Here is an 18,385-nt window from a genome sequence, read left to right as displayed (position 1 = left end):
ACCGTCGTCGCCTTCGAGCGCCGTACTCGGTCTAGGCGGACATCTCGTGGCTGGTCGAGGCCCGGAATGCCCACTGCGTCACCCTGATGAAAACAACCCGCCCCCGCCCACAACCAGGCCGGGGTCCGGCCGTGGCGGGACCCCGGCCGGCCATGGACGCCGCAGAGTCCCGCTCGATCCGAATCTGCTTCATCGCGGACGACCCCGCCGGGATTGCCCTTCCGTATGCCCGCCTGGCCTTCCCGTGTACATCGCCGCCGCACCCCGATCGGCAAGCGCGAGAACTGCGAAAGGATCTGAGCTGTCACCAGCCCCGACGCTCATCAAAGCACCCACACGACGGATGCGATCCGCGGGCACTGGGCCGTGAGAAGCCCTCGCACCACATCAGGACGTCACCTTCCGAAGGCGCCTCCACCGGCCACGCCGGGGCCCGCGCCTCGCCCCATGGCGATCTTCCGCGAACCCCGCCATCGACGTGCTGAAACCCTCGGAGCCGACAACATCGCCAAGACCACCCGACGAGAAGGGCTGAACCAACCTTGAACAACAGAGAGGCGCTCCGGCACCTGCGTATCCAGCGGGGCCTGACCCAGGAAGAGCTGTCGCACCAGTCCGGCATCAGCGTTCGCACCATCCGCAACATCGAATGCGGTCTGATCGAGCGGCCCCGGCACAACTCGGTCGACCGGTTACTCGCAGTGCTCGACCCCGAGCAAAGGCACCTGCGCCGGGTCACTACGGACAAGGTTCAGCCGGGGACGGGAGCGTGGCGTGGCCCCAGGCCACCGCACACGTCACTGGTCGGGCGCGAGGAAGATGTGCGGGAACTGGGTGAACTCGCCCTGGCCAACCGGGTCGTGATGGTGACCGGTCCCGGCGGTGTCGGCAAGTCGCGGGTCGCGCTGACGGCGGCAGAGAACGTCGGCCCGCGGTTCTCCGACGGCGTTGCCGTGGTGGAGATGGGCCGGGTGCCCAGGGAGCAGGATCTCGACGCTGAGTCGGCGGTGAGGCATGCCCTGGAAGCGGTGCACGGCCTGCTGGGTGGTGAGGACGGCCCCAGCCTGCTGCTCGTCCTCGACAATACCGAGCACTTGGCGTCCACCGTGCCCGTGCTGGTCGACCGCCTGCTCAACGACCACCCGACGCTGCACGTGCTGGTCACCTCCCGCCGCGCCGCTCCGCTCTACGGCGCCAGGATCTGGGAGCTCGGGCTGCTGTCCGGCGAAGCCGCAGTGCAACTGCTGACCGACAGGATAGGTATGAGTTGCCCGACCCTGGACATCTCCGACGACCTGCCTCGGCTCACCGAACTCGCCCGGCAGCTCGACTGCCTGCCGCAATTACTCGAGTTCGCCGCGCACCGGCTGCGAACGACGCCACTGTCCACGCTGCTGTCCCACCACTACGGAATGAAACTGCTCGGCTCCACGGACTCGTCAGCACTGCCGCACCAGCGCAGCGCCCAGGACAGCCTGCAATGGAGCCTTGACCTGCTCGACGAACGACACCAAGAAGTGCTCATCCGGCTGGCGCAGCGTACGGAGAGCTTTTCTTTCGATGCCGGGGGCACCGTAGAGGACGAGTTCACCACACTGGAGATTATGGACCTTCTGGCCAACCTGGCCGACGCTTCGCTGCTTCAAGTCAATCGCGGCCGGAGCTACGAGTACCGCATGCTGCGCCACGTCAAGGCGTTCCTGGTGGGCTCCGGCGCCCACGCGCACGAAGCGGCGAGGCCGTAGGGCCGCCACCCCACGGCAACCAACGGCTCTCGATTGCCCGCCATGTGCCTGCCGCCTTGCCGCCGCCGCCAACATTGCCGGGCGCGCCGTTGAGTAGCCGGGGGTCTGCCTGTACCGACGCGCTGCCGCCGACGACGATGAAGCGGGGCCAGGCAATCATCGGGATGGAGCATGGTCATGCGCATTGTTGTGGTGTCCGGTGCGTCGAGCGGAATCGGATTCGCCGCCGCAGAGCGATTCGCCCGAGCCGGCGACCGAGTTTATAACCTGGACGTCAAACCCGCGGAGACGACGGTCGAGAACGTCACCTGGCTGGCGACCGACGTCGCCGACTGGTCCGCCGTGGAACAGGCCGTCACGCACGTGCACGACTCGCACGGCCAGATTGACGTCGTCATCGCTAATGCGGGCATCAGCATCCGGCGTGGCGTCCTCGACATCACCGTCGACGACGCCCGCCGCGTCGTCGACGTCAACCTGCTGGGCGTACTGGGCCTGTGGCAGGCAGCCGCACGTCACATGGTGCACCGGGGCGAGGGAGTGCTGCTGGCCACCGCCTCCGTCAACGCCCACCGCGGCTTTCCCTACTACGCGGACTACAACGCCACCAAGGCGGGAATAGCGGCGCTCTGCCGCACCTTCGCGATGGAGTTGAGCCCGGCCGTCCAGGTGGTGTGCGTCTCTCCGGGAGCCGTGCTCACCCCGATGCAACTCGCCGAGTACACCCCGCAGATGCTGGACGAAGTCAACGCACGCATTCCGGCCGGGCGACACGCACAGCCGGAGGAGATCGCGGAGGCTTTCCATTACCTCGCGTCCGCCCAGGCGCGGTTCATCACAGGCCAGGAACTCATCATCGACGGCGGCGAAACCACGGGGTCCCTGACCTCTGAGTTCGGTACGGCGATCTCCGCAAAGCAGGGTCGTCGGTAATGAATCCCCTGCGGTTGAGGAAGGATCAGGCAACCATGGTGCGCACCGACCAGTACACGCTGAGCTGTGACGAGGTCAATGACCTGCGGGCCACGCTGGACGAACTGAGCGAGGGTGGACTGTCGCCCACCGAGGCCGACTTTTACGAGAAGTACCGCGACTGCTACGAACTGCTGCCGAGCGGGCTACGCCGCTTCCTCACGGACTTCCGTGACGACGTCTCGTCCGCCGTCTGCCTGGTGAACGGCTTCCCGGTTGATGACGCGGCCGTGGGACCGACGCCCCGTCACTGGGAGCGTCCCGAGGGCTACGACGCGACGATCAGGCCGGACATCTACCTGGCCATGTGCGCCTCGACGCTGGGCGCGCCGTTCGCTTGGGCGACGCTTCAGTACGGCCGTCTCGTACAGGACATCTTCCCGATCAAGGGCGACGAACGGCGCGAGAGCGGGCATGGCAGCGAGGCGTTTCTGACGTTTCACACTGACGACGCGTTCCGCCCCGACTCGCCCGACCATCTGCTGCTGTTCGGCATCCGTAACCCCGATGCCGTACCCACGTTCGTCGCACCGTTGCGCCATATACGGCTCAGGGACACTGACTGGCGCGTGCTGTCGGAGAAGAGGTTCCACATCCTCCCCGACGACGAACACATCCGACAGCTGGAACTGCACGCGCCAGACGACCCAGCCTTGCTGCGAGCCATCGAAATGCGCGACTGTCCGCAGCCCGTCTCGGTGCTCTTCGGCGACCCGGTCAATCCACGCATCCGCCTGGACACCCCGTTCATGCGCTGCGCCGGTGACGACCCGGAGGCGCAGCGCGCTCTGAACACATTGCTGAGCGAACTGGAGGGGGTCCGGAACCCCCTGGTCGTCCACGCTGGCTCGCTATTGATCCTCGACAACCGAAGGGCCGTGCACGGGCGGGACTCCTTTACCGCGCGGCACGACGGCACCGACCGCTGGCTGCGCAAGGTCATCGTCAGTCGCCAGTCTGCGGCCCACGGGGCCGAGCCGATCGACCGCGTACGGCTCTGACGACTGGATCGCCCGTCCGCCGACCTCCCGAGAAGAAAACGAGGGTCAACCGCATGGCCGAATCATCGAAGTCCGTCGCATCGGAAGCGTCGCGCAAGGCGCGCGAGGAACTGCTCCAGGCCCTCTTCGCGGAAGTTCTGAGCGTCGCCGAGGTCGGGGCCGATGACGACTTCTTTGAGCTGGGTGGGGACTCGGTCGCCTCAATCAAGCTGCTGGCCGGCGCGAGCCGTGCGGGACTCGCCCTGGAGTACAAGGACGTCTTCGAGCATCGGACGGTGGCGGAGCTGGCGCTGGCCGCACGGGAGGTCCGCGTCGAGGAAGCAGAGCCGCACGGGTTGGGCGGTGTGGCGGACCCGCTGATGGGCATGGAGGCGCAGGAGCGTGCCGAGCTGCTGGGCGGGTTCGGTCCGGAGGCCGAGGTCTGGCCGGTGACCCCGCTGCAGGAGGGACTGCTCTTCCACGCCGTCTACGACCGGGAGAACGCCGACCCCTATCTCATGCAGCGACCGCTGCTGATCACCGGCGCGCTGGACGTGCTGAGGCTGCGGGAGGCGTTCCGGGGGCTGCTTCGGCGCCACCCCAGCCTGCGGGCCGGGTTCGTGACACGCCGAAGCGGCGAAACGGCGCAGGTCGTCCCGGCCGACGTGGAACTTCCGTGGCGCGAGTTGGACCTGAGGGACCTGTCCGAGGACGAGCGCCGTAAGAGGGTCGCCGAACTGCTGCGTCAGGACCGGCTCGAACGGTTCGACCCGGCCAGGCCGCCACTAATGCGGGTCACCCTGGTCCACCTCCGCGGACCCCGGCATCTAGTGCTGCTGAGCAGCCATCACATCCTGTGGGACGGCTGGTCCACTACGCGGGCACTCACCGAGCTGTGGCGGCTCTACGAGGGGCGAACCGACCTACACCAGGCGGTGCCCTTCAGCGCATACCTGTCCTGGCTAGACCGCCAGGACGCTGAGGAGAGCCTGACCGCATGGGACGAGGCGCTGGCGAGCCTGGACGAGCCGACCCTGGTCGCACCCGGTGCGGACGGCGTGCTGACCGCGCCGCCCGAGCGGGTGGTCGACGAGCTGAGCAAAGAGATGACGACTGCGCTACTCAACGTGGCGCGTGGCCGCGGGCTGACCCTCAACACGGTGATACAGGGTGTGTGGGCACTGCTGCTTGCGGACCTGACCGGACAGCGGGATGTGGTTTTCGGCGCCACAGTGTCCAGCCGACCGCCCGAGGTCCAGGGTGTCGAGGACATCGTCGGCCTGCTCATCAACAACGTTCCGGTGCGCGTGCGGCTCGACCCGGCCCAGCCGCTCGGCGAGTTGCTCGCCGACATCCAACGGCAGCAGGTCGCCCTGACGCCACACCACCACATCGGCCTGCCCGCAGTACAGCGACGGACCGGGCACAGCCGGCTGTTCGACACCTCCACCGTCTGCCAGAACTCACCGCGCGACAGCCGTTCGCACCAGGCATCAGGCCTGGAGCTCAGCGGATACGACGCCGACGAGGAGCAGGGGTTCACGCACTTCCCGCTGAGCTTCGAGGTCTACCCCGGGGAGCGGCTGCGCATCGAGATCAGCCACCGGGCGGAGATCTTCGACGCCGACTTCACCCGGCGGCTGGCCAACCGGGCGAAGCGCGTGTTCGAGCTTGTCGCCATCGAACCGGGCCGGCTCACCGGGCAGATCGACCTGCTCACCGAGACAGAGCACCGGCTCCTCGACGTCTGGAGCGGCGAGGACGGCGCGGATTGCGAGGGAACCCTGCCGCCGCTCTTCGAGGCTCAGGCGGCTGAGACCCCCCATGACATCGCCGTGGTCGCCGGCGATCAGCAGCTGAATTTCGCCGAGCTCAACGAGCGCGCCAACCGGCTCGCCCACGCCCTGATCGCCCAGGGCGCCGGCCCGGACGAGCTGGTCGCTGTAATGCTCCCGCGGACCGCGGACGCCGTCGTGGCCTGGCTCGGCGTTCTGAAAGCCGGGTGCGCCTACCTGCCGATCGAGCCGGGCTGGCCCGCCGACCGCATCGCCGCGTTGCTCGCCGACGCGCGCCCGACAGCGGTCCTGACGGACGTCTGCCACACGCCACCCGAAGGACGACCCGTACTGCGTATCGAAGATATCGGACCCGGTTTGCCAGCGCACGACCCGACCGACGCCGACCGGATCCGTCCACTGCTGCCGTCGCATCTGTCGTACGTTATCCACACCTCGGGCTCGACCGGGCACCCCAAGGGCGTCGCGCTCACCCACCGTGGCATTGTCAACATGCTCCAGGCGCAGAACGACGGCTACATGCGCGCCGCCGTCGAGGCGGCTGGCGGCCGCAGGCTGCGCGTCGCACTGGTGTCCGGCTTCGGCTTCGACGCCGCCTGGGCGGACCTGCTCCGGATGGTCGCCGGGCACGAGCTGCACCTGATCGGGGAGGAGCTGCGCAAGGACGCCGCCGCACTGATCGACTATTCGGCGCGGCACGCCGTCGACTCGTTGAGCGTTACCCCGCTGTACGCCAACCAGCTGCTCGCGGCCGGGTTGCTAAACAGGCCGGGCTACCGGCCCCACCTCATCTCGCTCGGAGGCGACCTGGTCGACGAGGCCCTGTGGACCGAACTGGCCGCAGCGGAGGTGCCGAGCTACAACTTTTACGGCCCGACCGAGTGCACGGTCGACTCGACGTTCAGCCGGATCGCCGGCGACGTCCGCACGAACATTGGCCGTCCTGTCGCCAACGCTCGCAGCTACGTGCTGGACACCGCGCTGCGGCCGGTGCCGCCCGGGGCTCAGGGTGAGCTGTACCTCGCTGGCCCCGGGCTGGGGCGCGGCTACCTGAACCGGGCTGCGCTCACGGCTGGGCGGTTTGTCGCGTCCCCGTTTGGGCCGCCGGGCTCGCGGATGTACCGGACCGGCGATCTGGTGCGGTGGACCGAGGATGGTGCGCTAGAGTTTCTCGGCCGCGCCGACGACCAGGTCAAGATTCGTGGCTTCCGGATCGAGCCCGGCGAGGTCGAGGCAGTACTGCGGACGCACCCCGGTGTGCGCGACGTCGCCGTGGTGGCGCGCGAGGACCGGCCGCGGGTCAAGCGGCTGGCCGCCTACATAGTGTCCGCAGGCGACGAGGTCGTAGACGTCGCGGAGCTGCGCGTGCACGTCGCGGCACGGCTGCCCGAGTACATGATGCCGACGGCGTTCGTGACGCTGGACGCGCTGCCGGTGACAAGGACTGGGAAAGTGGACCGGCGAGCACTGCCCGCGCCAGAGTTCACCGGGTCGGGCGCGACCCGTCCGCCGCGCGACGCACGCGAAGAATTACTCTGCGGCCTCCTCACCGACGTCCTGGGCGTCACTGACATCGGCATTGACGACGACTTCTTCGAGCTGGGTGGCGACTCGATTACCTCGATCCAGTTCGCCGTGCGCGCCCACCGCGAGGGCCTCCCCATTTCCCCGCGCGACGTCTTCGAGCGCCGGACGGTGGCGGAGCTGGCGCTGGCCGCACGGGAGGTCCGCGTCGAGGAAGCAGAGCCGCACGGGTTGGGCGGTGTGGCGGACCCGCTGATGGGCATGGAGGCGCAGGAGCGTGCCGAGCTGCTGGGCGGGTTCGGTCCGGAGGCCGAGGTCTGGCCGGTGACCCCGCTGCAGGAGGGACTGCTCTTCCACGCCGTCTACGACCGGGAGAATGCTGACCCTTACACTACGCAGTCCCCGCTGGACGTCACCGGCGCGCTGGACGTGCCGAGGCTGCGGGAGGCGTTCCGGGGGCTGCTTCGGCGCCACCCCAGCCTGCGGGCCGGGTTCGTGACACGCCGAAGCGGCGAAACGGCGCAGGTCGTCCCGGCCGACGTGGAACTTCCGTGGCGCGAGTTGGACCTGAGGGACCTGTCCGAGGACGAGCGCCGTAAGAGGGTCGCCGAACTGCTGCGTCAGGACCGGCTCGAACGGTTCGACCCGGCGCGGCCTCCGCTGCTGCGCGTGACACTGATCAGCCTGACGAACCACCGGCACCTTCTGTTGCTGACCAGTCATCACATTTTGTGGGACGGCTGGTCCATGACGCGCGTACTCGCCGAGCTGTGGCAGATGTACGAGGCGCGGACAGCGCTGCCCGAGGCGGTGCCCTTCAGTACGTACCTGTCCTGGTTGGACCGCCAAGACCTCGACGAAGGGCTGGCCGCCTGGGGTGAGGCCCTCGCCGGGCTGTCGGAACCCTCGCTCGTCGCACCGGGAATGGACGCCTCACTGCCCTCGCTGCCCGGACTCGTCGCCGGCGAACTGGGCGAGGCGGCGACCACCGCACTCGTCGCGACGGCCCGGGCACACGGACTTACGCCGAACACCGTCGTCCAGGGCGCCTGGGCACTGCTCCTCGCGAGCCTGACCCGCCAGCCGGACGTCGTCTTCGGCGCCACCGTCTCCGGCCGCCCCGCCGAGATCCCGGGCGTCGAGGACATCGTCGGCCTGCTCATCAATACCATCCCGGTACGGGTCCGGCTCGACCCCGCCCAGCCACTCAATGAACTGCTCGCCCACATCCAGCGGCAGCAGGCCGCTCTCAGCCCGAATCACCACATCGGACTCCCCGCGATCCAGCAACAGACAGGCCTCGGAGCGCTGTTCGACACCTCTACGGTCTTCCAGAACGCGCCGCGCAGCAGCCAGTCCTACCAGGCGACCGGCCTCACGATCAGCGACCACGACGCCGACCAGCAGCCGCCGGTCGCCCACTATCCGCTCAGCCTAGCCGTCATCCCCGGCCCGAACTGGCGCGTGGAGCTGGGGTATCGGCAGGACGTCTACGACGCCTTCACCGCCCGGCAATTGTATGAGCGTCTCATCCGGCTGCTCGAAACCTTCGCGACCGATCCCGCACGGCTCACCGGACAGACCGAGCTGCTGTCCGAGGCCGAACGCACCCTCGTCCTGAGGCAGCCGGGCAGGACCCGCCGCCCCACACCGGCCGGATCGGTCGTGGACCTGTTCGCAGCCGCAGTACGGCGGAGCCCGTCGGCAATTGCGGTGGAGTGCGCGGACACACGGCTGTCGTACCGGGAACTGGACGAACGCTCCGACGCGCTGGCCGCGGAGCTGGCCGCGCTGGGCGTGAACGCCGAGGGCCGGGTCGGAGTGCTGCTCGACCGGTCGGCCGAGGTAGTGGTCACCGTGCTGGCCGTAGCGAAGGCAGGCGCCGCTTATCTGGGTCTTGACCATCGGGCGCCCGCAGACCGGCTGCGACTTATGCTGACCGAGGCGGACGCCGAGGTGCTGATCACCGACCCGACGTGGCGGGCGACCGCCGAGCAAGTCCACGACGGCCGTCTGCTGACCTTCGGCGAAACCGGGCCCGAGCCAACCCCCGGCACCGCACCGCACCGCCCCATCCACCCCGACCGGCTGCTGTACGTGATGTACACGTCCGGGTCGACCGGCGTGCCCAAGGGCGTGGCCGCCCGCCACCGGGACGTGGTCGCCCTCGCATTCGACGGACGCTTCGACGGCGGCGCGCACGACCGCGTGCCGATGCACTCGCCGATGGCCTTCGACGCGTCGACATACGAGCTGTGGGTGCCACTGCTGCGCGGCGGCACGGTCATCGTTATCCCGCCCGGGGACGTGGACCCGCGCACGCTGCGCCGGGCGATCACCGACCATGGACTGACCGCAGCGTTCATGACCACCGGGTTGTTCCGGATCGTCGCCACGGACGCGCCCGATTCTCTGGCGGGTCTGCGCGAAGTCTGGACCGGTGGCGAGGCCGTCCCCGCCGACGCGGTCCGCGCTGTCATCGAGGCATGCCCGGGACCAGCGTCATCGACGTCTACGGCCCGACCGAGACCACCACCTTCGCGACCGCGCACGTGCCTCTTGCCGCGGCAGACGAAGTCCCGAAGCACCTGCCGATCGGCGGACCGCTCGACCACACACGGGCCTACGTCCTGGACGGGTGGCTGCGTCCGGTCCCCGTCGGCACGCCCGGCGAGCTGTACATCGCCGGTGCCGGGCTCGCCCGATGCTACGTCAACCGGCCTGGCCTGACGGCGGAGCGCTTCGTTGCCGAGCCGTTCGGGCTGCCCGGAGCGCGGATGTACCGCACCGGCGACCTTGTGCGATGGGACGAGGAAGGCAGCCTGATCTTCGTCGGCCGGGTCGACAGCCAGGTAAAACTGCGCGGGTTCCGGATCGAACTGGCCGAGGTCGAGGCCGCGCTGGCCGAGCACCCCTCGGTGCGGCAGGCCGTGACGGCGGTCCGCGAGGACCGGCCGGGCGACCGGCGGCTCATCGGATACCTTGTCCCGGCAGCGGGTGCCGACGCCGGGACGCTGGCTGCCGAGGTGACCGAGTTCGTACGGCGACGCCTGCCGAACTACATGGTGCCGTCCGCACTGGTGGTGCTGGACGAGCTGCCGATGACGACTACCACGAAGGTTGACCGCAAGGCGCTGCCGGCCCCCGAGATCGGCGCCGCGGCCGACGGCCGGGGCCCGCGTACCGTGCACGAGCAGGTCCTGTGCGACCTGTTCGCCAAGGTGCTCGGTGTCGAGCGGATCGGGATCGACGACGACTTCTTCGACCTGGGCGGGCACTCGCTGCTGGCCATGCGCCTCACCAGCCGGGTCTGGTCGGTCCTCGGCGTCCATCTGACGATCCGGGCGTTGTTCGAGGCCCGGACCGTGGCCCGCCTGGTCAAACGACTGCACGACCGGCAACCGGCGCGGCCCGCGCTGCGGGCGGCCGCCCGGCCCGACCGCGTCCCGATGTCGTTCGAACAGCGCCGGCTGTGGTTCCTGAGCGAACTCGACGGCGGCGTCGCCTACAACATCCCCCTGGCTCTGCGCCTGTCGGGTCCGGTGGACGCAGACGCGCTACGGGAGGCACTGGCCGACGTCGCGGACCGGCACGAGGTGCTGCGCACGGTCTTCCCTTCCGCAGACGGCGAACAGCGCCAGCGGGTGCTGACCGGCCCAGCCGCCCGCCCAATTCTGCGGATCGTGTCGACCGACAGGACCTCCCTCGACGGTAAACTCGCTGCGGCCGCCGACGAGCCGTTTCATTTGACGCGTGAACTCCCCCTGCGCGCAGAGCTGTTCAGGCTCGCGCCCACGGATCACGTGCTGCTGCTGGTCATCCACCACATCGCGTGCGACGAATGGTCCCTGGAGCCGATGCTGCGTGACCTGGCCGACGCCTACGCGGCGCGCCTGCGCGGTACAGCGCCGAACCCGCCTGGGCTGCCGGTCCAGTACGCCGACTACGCTCTGTGGCAGCGGGAACTACTCGGTGGCGAGGACGATCCCGCCAGCCTGGCCGCCCGTCAGCTGGACCACTGGCGGGAAACGCTGGCCGACATTCCCGGCCAGCTTCAGCTGCCGTTCGACCACCCGCGGCAGCCGGGGGCGGCTCCGGTGGCCGGCATCGTCAGATTCTCGGTGCCCCCGCAGGCCGCCGCACGACTCGCAGCGGTGGCCCGCGCCAGCGACGCCACGCTGTACATGGCGCTTCAGTCCGCAGTCGCGGTGGTGCTGTCCCGGTCGGGCTCGGGCCTGGATATCCCGCTGGGCACAGCCACGTACGGACGGACCGACGAACTGCTCGACGGCCTGGTCGGTTTCTTCGCGAAGACCTTGGTCCTGCGGACCGACGTGTCGGGGAACCCGACGTTCGTCGAGCTATTGAAGCGGGTGCGGGAGACCGATCTAGCGGCGTTCGCAAACCAGGATGTGCCCTTCGAGTCCCTGGTCGAAGCACTCAACCCAGAGCGCGTACCCGGGGCCAACCCCTTGTTCCAGGTGAGCGTCTCGATGCAGACGGGGGACTGGACGGAGTTGGCCTTTCAGGACCTGGAGGTCGAGTGGCAGGGGGTGGGCCCCGGCCTCGCGCCCTTCGACCTGTCCTTCGTGTTCCAACACGTCAAGCAGCCCGATGCGGCGGACGGCACGGACGACGGAGCCGGGGAGCCGATCGCCGCGTCAGTCCGATACCGGGCCGATCTGTTCGACGAGGCCACAGTTGAAGCACTGGCGGCCCGCCTTGTGCGTGTGATCGAGGAGGCGTCCGCCGCCGCAGAGACCCGGGTCGGTGAGCTCAACATACTTACCCCCGAGGAGTTGCGGCAGACGCTGTTCGAGTGGAACGACACAGCCCAGTCGGTACCGGACGCCACACTGCCCGGCCTGTTTGCCGCGCAGGTAGCTCGTACCCCCGATGCAACGGCCGTGGTGTTCCGGGACCTCGAGCTGACCTATGCCGAACTCAACCGCGAGTCAAACCAACTGGCGCACGAGTTGATCGCCCGAGGAGTCGGCGCCGAGCAACTCGTCGCGCTGGCGCTGCCCCGTTCCGAGCGGCTCACCCTTTCCATGCTGGCCGTGCTCAAGGCCGGAGCCGCGTACCTGCCGATCGACCCCGGCCTTCCCGGTGACCGCATCGGCTTCATGCTCGGCGACGCCCGGCCGACGTGTGTGATCAGTACCGGAGCGGTGGCGTCCACGCTGCCCGTCGACCCAGGCACGGAGATCCTCGTCCTGGACGACGAGTCGCTCGCTCGGTCGCTGCGGCAGCGGCCCACCGACGATCCGTGCGACGCGACCCGTATCCGGCCGCTGCTGCCCGCCCATGCCGCGTACGTCATATACACCTCCGGCTCCACCGGCCGGCCCAAGGGCGTGGTCGTCTCCCACACGGGTGTCCCCAGCATGGTAGCCACCCAAAAAGTGCACCTTGGTCTGGACTGCGAGGCACGGGTACTGCAGTTCGCACCGGCCAGCTTCGACGCCTCCGTCTGGGAGACATGGATGGCGTTGGCGAACGGCGCCTGCCTGGTCGTGGCACCGGATTCGGACCGTACCGCCGGACCTGGGCTCGTCGACTTCGTCCGGACCCACGGGATCACGCACGCGACGCTGCCGCCGGCCGTGCTGCTCGGTACCGACTTCGAATCCGATGCGGCGGGGGTGACCCTGGTGACGGCTGGCGAGGCGTGCACAAGCGAGGTCGCCGAGGCGGCCCGCGTCTTCGGACGCGTCATCAACGCCTACGGGCCCACCGAGTCAACGGTCTGCGCCACTATGCACCGGCTGGACCCTTCGGATGCGACGGTGCCGATCGGCCGTCCGCTGGCCAACACCCGGGTGTACGTACTGGACCCGATCCTCGTCCCGGTTCCGCCCGGAGTGCCCGGCGAGCTCTACATCGCGGGCGCCGGCTTAGCCCGCGGCTACCTGAACCGGCCCGGGCTGACGGCGGAGCGCTTCGTTGCCGATCCGTACGGCGCACCCGGAGCACGCATGTACCGCACTGGAGACCTCGTGTCCTGGTCCCGCGAGGGCGAGTTGGTGTTCCTCGGCCGAACGGACGAGCAGGTGAAGATCCGCGGGTTCCGGATCGAGCCGGGCGAGGTCGTTTCGGTGCTGACCGGGCACCCAGCAGTGAGCCAAGCTGCGGCTATCGCACGGGAGGACCGCCCGGGGACGTCCGCCTGGTCGCGTACGCGGTGCCCGCCTCCGGCGTGGATCCGGCTGGGTTCGATCCGGCCGAGGCGCGCCGCTTCCTCGCGCACCGGCTGCCCGAGTTCATGGTTCCGGCGGCGGTGGTCGTTCTCGACTCCCTGCCGCTGACACCGAACGGCAAGCTCGACCGCAAGGCCCTGCCAGCCCCGGACGCTGGCCCGTCCCTCCGAATCGACGAACGCCCCGACGAGCGGTCGGCCTCAGACCGGCAGACGAAGATCCTCAGCCAGGTTTTCGCCCAAGTGCTCGGACTGGAGCAGGTCGGACCGGACGACGCCTTCTTCGAACTGGGCGGACACTCACTGCTCGCCGTCCGGCTGATCACCCGCGTCCACGCGCTGCTCGGCGCCGAGATCAGCATCAGGACCCTGTTCGAGGCGCCGACCCCGGCCGCGCTTGCCGCCAGGCTGGACGACATCCCGAGCGACCCGTTCTCGAACATCATCGAGCTGCAGCGCGATACCGGCCACGGCCGGCCCGTCTTCTGCATCCACCCGATCGGCGGGCTCGCCTGGTGTTACGCGGCGCTCCTGCCCTATCTGGACCGCGGGCAGCCCGTCTACGGCATCCAGGCGACCGAGAGTCACGGCCGCTTCCGGGCGGTGGAGTCGATGGCGGAGCTGGCCGAGCGCTACGCCGACCTGATCACCTCGACGTACCCCGACGGTCCGTACATCATCATGGGCTGGTCCCTCGGCGGCGTGCTTGCCTACGAGGTGGCGAGCCGGATCGAAGCGTCCGGCGGACAGGTCGACCTCGTCGTCATGTTCGACTCCCGGCCGTACGAGAAGGCGCTCGTGCTCGGTGAGAACACCGACGCGTTTGTGGACTGGGTTGCCAACGAGGTCCTCAGCAGCGGAGGAACGGAAACCGTCCTTGGCGACCGGCAGAGCAAGGCGCTGATCGACGCGGCACTCGCCATCTCCGCCATTCTCGGGCCACCGGTACCAGTTGGGTACAAGGGTCGGGTGCTGAGTATCGCCGCGGCCCACTCGGTCGCGACCCTGGGTTCCGCCGAAGCCGCGTGGAGCCAGTACCTCCGCAAGATCGAGCACCATACGGTCGACGCCGAGCACGGCTCGATGATGACGAAGGCGGCGGTGGACCAGCTCGGACCGATCCTGCAGACCGCGCTGTCGGAGCTGCCCGGCGCGGGCTTCTCGCCCCACGGACCGGCGGACAACCCGCCCTCTGGCTGACGTAACACAGCCGGTCCGCAACACTCTTCAGAAAGGTGGGTTCATCCGCGTGCCACGACAACACAAAGAGACGGGACGGGACGGCCGTCACGCGCTGATCCACGCTTGGCGCAACGCAGCCGACCACGGCCTGGATATCCCCGACCCTGACGAGCCCCGCCCGCTCGGTGACGACCGCTGCGTCTTCGTCCAGCCGGTGCTCTCCCCCGGCGCCAAAGTCGCCGCGGGCAGGTACTCCTACTACGACGCCTCCGAGGACACCGGTGGGTTCGAGGAGGAACGGGTCCTCTACGCGTTCGGACCACAGCAACTGCGGATCGGAAAATTCTGCTCCATCGCCGCCGGTGTCACGTTCGTCATGGCGGGCGCCAACCACGTGTACGACGGGCCGACCACGTTCCCGTTCGCCACCTTTCCCGGGGACTGGCAGGACCGCCTCATAGACCCACTGATCGAGCGTGGCCCGGTCGGCAAGGGCGACACGGTGATCGGCAACGACGTCTGGATCGGCCGCCATGCCACCATCATGCCGGGCGTCACTGTCGCCGATGGCGCCATCATCGGCGCGGGTGCGGTCGTCGCCTCCGACGTCGGCTCCTACCAGATCGTCGCGGGCAATCCGGCTAGGGCCATCCGGTCCCGCTACGCTCCCCACGAAGTCGGCATGCTCCTCACCGCGAGGTGGTGGGACTGGCCGATCGAGGTCGTCTCCCGCCACCTCCCGGAACTGGTGCTTGGTACCCCGGGCGGCGTCCTCGCTGTCGCCCGGGCCGAGCGCCTCGTCAGCGAGCTGGGTTCGGCACAGGACGGTAGGTCATGATGACGGACGCCCACGCGGCCCTGGCTGAGATCGATCTCGCGGACGAGGACTTCGCCACCCGGAGCGATGCCGAGGATGTGTGGGCTCGCCTACGCCGCGAGCGGCCGGTTCACTGGAACACCCGGCCGGACGGCAGTGGCTTCTGGGCAGTCACACGCCACCAGGACGCCGCCCGCGTCCTGAAGGACGCGAGGACGTTCGTGTCCGAGCGGGGCATGCGGCTGGACCACAATCCCGCCGCCACCGCGGCTGCGGCCGGCAAGCTGATGATCGTCACGGATGCCCCGCGGCACGCCAAGATCCGACGGGTGGTCAACTCCGCGTTTACCCCGCGGATGGCCGCCCGACTCGAGCAGAACATGCGCGTCACCATACGAGAGGAGCTGGCCGCGGTCCGCGACGGTGAGCGCTGCGAGTTCACCGACGTCGCGTCCGTGCTGCCGCTGTCCGTCATCTGCGACACGCTCGGAGTCCCCAAGGCCGACTGGCCGTTCATGCTGCGCTCCACCAGAACCGCGTTCGGCGAGGGGGGCTCCGATTTGCTGGAGCGTCTCGAGGCTCACGCGAGCATCCTGGAGTACTACCGCGAGCTGGTTGCGGAGCGGCGGCGCACGCCCCGCGAAGACGTCATCAGCACCATGGTCAACGGCGCCGTCGACGGGATCCCGCTCACTGACGAGGAAATCTTCCTCAACTGTGACGGCCTCATTTCCGGCGGCAACGAGACGACCCGGCATGCGAGCGTCGGCGGCCTGCTGGCGCTCGTCGACCGCCCCGACCAGTGGCGGGCGGCGGCCGAAGCGCCCGAACACATCGACACACTGGTCAACGAAGTCCTGCGCTACACCAGCCCGGCCATGCATGTGCTGCGGACACCGCGCGAGGACACCGAAATCCGCGGTCAGCCGATCCGCGCCGGTGAACCGGTGACGGTCTGGATGCCTTCCGCCAACCGTGACGAGGCGGCTTTCGCCGACGCCGCGCGGTTCGACGGACTGCGCACCCCGAATCCACACCTCGCCTTCGGGAATGGCCCGCACTACTGCTTGGGGGCCACCCTGGCGCGTATCGAGCTGTGCGTGCTCTTCGGCGAACTGCTGTCGACGTTCTCCGGCGGAGAGAGGGCCGGCCCCGCGCTGCGGCTGCGCTCCAACCTCATCTGGGGCTTCGAGTCGGCACCGGTCCTGCTGCATAGCCGCTGACCTCGCCCCATCGCGAAACCTGTGGAAAGGAAACATGATGACCAATCCGTTCGACGATGACGAGCAGTCCTTCCTCGTTCTGGTCAATGACGAGGGCCAGCACTCCCTGTGGCCCGGCTTCGCCGAGGTACCCAAGGGCTGGCACCGCGTCTGCGGCCCTGCCAGTCGGCAGACCTGCCTCGACTACGTCAATGAGCACTGGACCGACATGCGGCCCAAGAGCCTCATCGCCGCGATGGACGCCGACTGATGGCGGCAGCGGATGACTGGAACGGAGGATCTGGTTCCACCATGGGAGACATGACGCATGCTGACACGGTCCGCCGCTGCTACGACTTGATCGACGCCGACCGTCTCGAGGAATTCCTTGCGAACTTCCACCATGACATCGTCTACGAACGCCAGGGTATGTCCGACATACGCGGCGCGACCGCCCTGCGCCGCTTCTACGAGCACGACCGCATCATCTCCAGCGGCCGGCACTCGCTTGACCAGGTCATCGCGGACGGCCCCTGGGTTGCCGTCCGTGGCCGCTTCACCGGAACACTCAAGGACGGCTCGGATGTCGACTTCCGATTCAGGGATTGGGCGCACTTCCGCGGCGGCCGCATCGACCACCGTGAGACGCTGTTTCCGACCTTCGAAGTCTAGTAATACTTCGTTACCTTGAGTGATATTGCCTGCTGGTGGGCATCCTGATGGCGTGAAGCCGGGGATAGCCAGCGGCTTTGTGGTGGGTTGGCGCAGCTCATGGGCGCGTTCGGGCCGTTGCCGCGGCGGGACCAGTGGTGGTGAGGCGGGTGTTGGCTGCGGGGCCCGAGGCCGGACGGCCGGCGTAAGCCGACCCAGCCGATGGCCGCGCAGCTGCCGGCAGGCTCTGCAGCAGTTTGTTAACCGGTTGCCGTGGGATCCACTGACGGTGCGGCAGAGGATCACCCGGAGACAGTCCGAGCCGATCACGCCACGGAGGTGAGAGAACGACGACGTGTCGTTTCCCCCGTGCGCAAAGGGTTCAGTCGGGGTGACCCGCGCCCCCCGTCACCTTTTTTCGTGGCTCCGCAAAGGGCCGCCGGCCTTCGGGCCCGGAGGTATCGATGGACCGCTGATGAAGGGCTTGACCGCTGGCTTCACCCAGGCGGAAGAGCTCTCCGTAACGTGGATGTGGGCTTGGTGCCGTGGCAGGCTGGACGAAAGGCGTGAGCGAAGGGGCCTCGTGATCGACACCGGCGACATAGACGTCTTCCTCGACCTGGACGTCGGCAAGGGCTACGCCACCGCCGTCACATCGGCCGGAACGGTGCTGGTCGTGGTCGACCAGCCGGCCTCGATCGGCGCCCTGTCGCTGACGGTCGCGAAGGAACATGGGCTGCCCGGTCGCCTACCTTCCCGGCCTGACGATGCGCCGGATCGCCGCCGACCTTTACGCGGGCGAGGCCGAGACGCACATTCGCCCGCACGTTTCCGTGCTCGCGGCGGCTGGGGGCAGGGCCTTGGAACCCTGCCGCCCGGCACATCTACATACCCGTCCGGCCCTTGATGCTCCCGCCGGGCTGGACCTACGAATACACCGGAGTCGACACCTCCACGGACGGCTGACGCTCCCACCTCGGATCTCGCAGACGCCCAGACAGTCGCCCAAAGAGTAGGGGCCCCGGGAGCGGACGGACGAGCCTGGCCGTTGCCGCCGAGCAGCATCCCGGCGGACACCGCGCATCAGGACGAACGGCGCCTCGCGCCTGGGTTGCTGGACAACGTGTCCGGGTGGGGATCGAGGTGCTCGTTGCGGGTGCGGGTTACGGCGTCAGCACACCACTCCGCTATCGCCTGGAGGAACGAGGCCCGGCTCATGTGCTGGCACTGAGCGGAAGGAAGCGGCTCACGAGCTGAACATCTCGCCGGGTTATGGAGGGCTAGGACCGCCAACGCTTTCCCGACACCGGACGGCGC

The 18,385-nt window shown here is 68.7% G+C and carries 9 protein-coding genes and 2 pseudogenes; all 11 read left to right on the top strand.

Annotated features, from left to right (window positions below):
* Positions 1 to 542: 542 nt before the first annotated feature.
* Entirely contained in the window at positions 543 to 1,745 is a 1,203-nt protein-coding gene (locus tag Sfulv_RS00150; RefSeq protein ID WP_173310143.1) for an ATP-binding protein, read from the top strand.
* A gap of 177 nt (positions 1,746 to 1,922) precedes the next feature.
* Positions 1,923 to 2,678, top strand: coding sequence for an SDR family NAD(P)-dependent oxidoreductase (locus Sfulv_RS00145; protein WP_173310142.1), 756 nt, complete (start codon positions 1,923 to 1,925; stop codon positions 2,676 to 2,678).
* 35 nt (positions 2,679 to 2,713) lie between these two features.
* The gene (locus Sfulv_RS00140; protein WP_173310141.1) at positions 2,714 to 3,718 is read left to right on the top strand and encodes a Fe(II)-2OG oxygenase family protein; all 1,005 of its coding nucleotides are present in this window, start codon (positions 2,714 to 2,716) and stop codon (positions 3,716 to 3,718) included.
* Positions 3,719 to 3,771: 53 nt separating this feature from the next.
* Positions 3,772 to 10,350 (top strand): annotated as a pseudogene (locus Sfulv_RS29960) (AMP-binding protein); the annotation flags it as partial.
* 116 nt (positions 10,351 to 10,466) lie between these two features.
* On the top strand, positions 10,467 to 13,325 hold the full coding sequence (locus Sfulv_RS00115) for a non-ribosomal peptide synthetase (RefSeq protein ID WP_443098601.1): 2,859 nt from the start codon (positions 10,467 to 10,469) through the stop codon (positions 13,323 to 13,325).
* The gene (locus tag Sfulv_RS00110; RefSeq protein WP_173310139.1) at positions 13,217 to 14,416 is read left to right on the top strand and encodes a thioesterase domain-containing protein; all 1,200 of its coding nucleotides are present in this window, start codon (positions 13,217 to 13,219) and stop codon (positions 14,414 to 14,416) included. Before Sfulv_RS00115 ends, Sfulv_RS00110 begins: the two co-directional genes overlap by 109 nt.
* A 49-nt stretch (positions 14,417 to 14,465) precedes the next feature.
* On the top strand, positions 14,466 to 15,236 hold the full coding sequence (locus Sfulv_RS00105; protein ID WP_218578024.1) for a CatB-related O-acetyltransferase: 771 nt from the start codon (positions 14,466 to 14,468) through the stop codon (positions 15,234 to 15,236).
* A 200-nt stretch (positions 15,237 to 15,436) separates the two neighbouring features.
* Entirely contained in the window at positions 15,437 to 16,438 is a 1,002-nt protein-coding gene (locus Sfulv_RS00100; protein WP_256668751.1) for a cytochrome P450, read from the top strand.
* A gap of 37 nt (positions 16,439 to 16,475) precedes the next feature.
* Positions 16,476 to 16,688, top strand: a complete 213-nt coding sequence (locus tag Sfulv_RS00095) for an MbtH family protein (RefSeq protein WP_281385845.1) — start codon at positions 16,476 to 16,478, stop codon at positions 16,686 to 16,688.
* A 50-nt stretch (positions 16,689 to 16,738) separates the two neighbouring features.
* Positions 16,739 to 17,089 (top strand): nuclear transport factor 2 family protein, encoded by a 351-nt coding sequence (locus tag Sfulv_RS00090; protein WP_218578023.1) that lies wholly within the window; start codon positions 16,739 to 16,741, stop codon positions 17,087 to 17,089.
* Between the two features lie 565 nt (positions 17,090 to 17,654).
* Positions 17,655 to 17,916 (top strand): annotated as a pseudogene (locus tag Sfulv_RS00085) (IS110 family transposase); the annotation flags it as partial.
* Positions 17,917 to 18,385 lie beyond the last annotated feature (469 nt).

This window comes from Streptomyces fulvorobeus (assembly GCF_013167895.1).
In the GTDB taxonomy this organism is placed as follows: domain Bacteria; phylum Actinomycetota; class Actinomycetes; order Streptomycetales; family Streptomycetaceae; genus Streptomyces; species Streptomyces fulvorobeus.
This window is presented reverse-complemented; position numbering and strand designations above follow the sequence as displayed.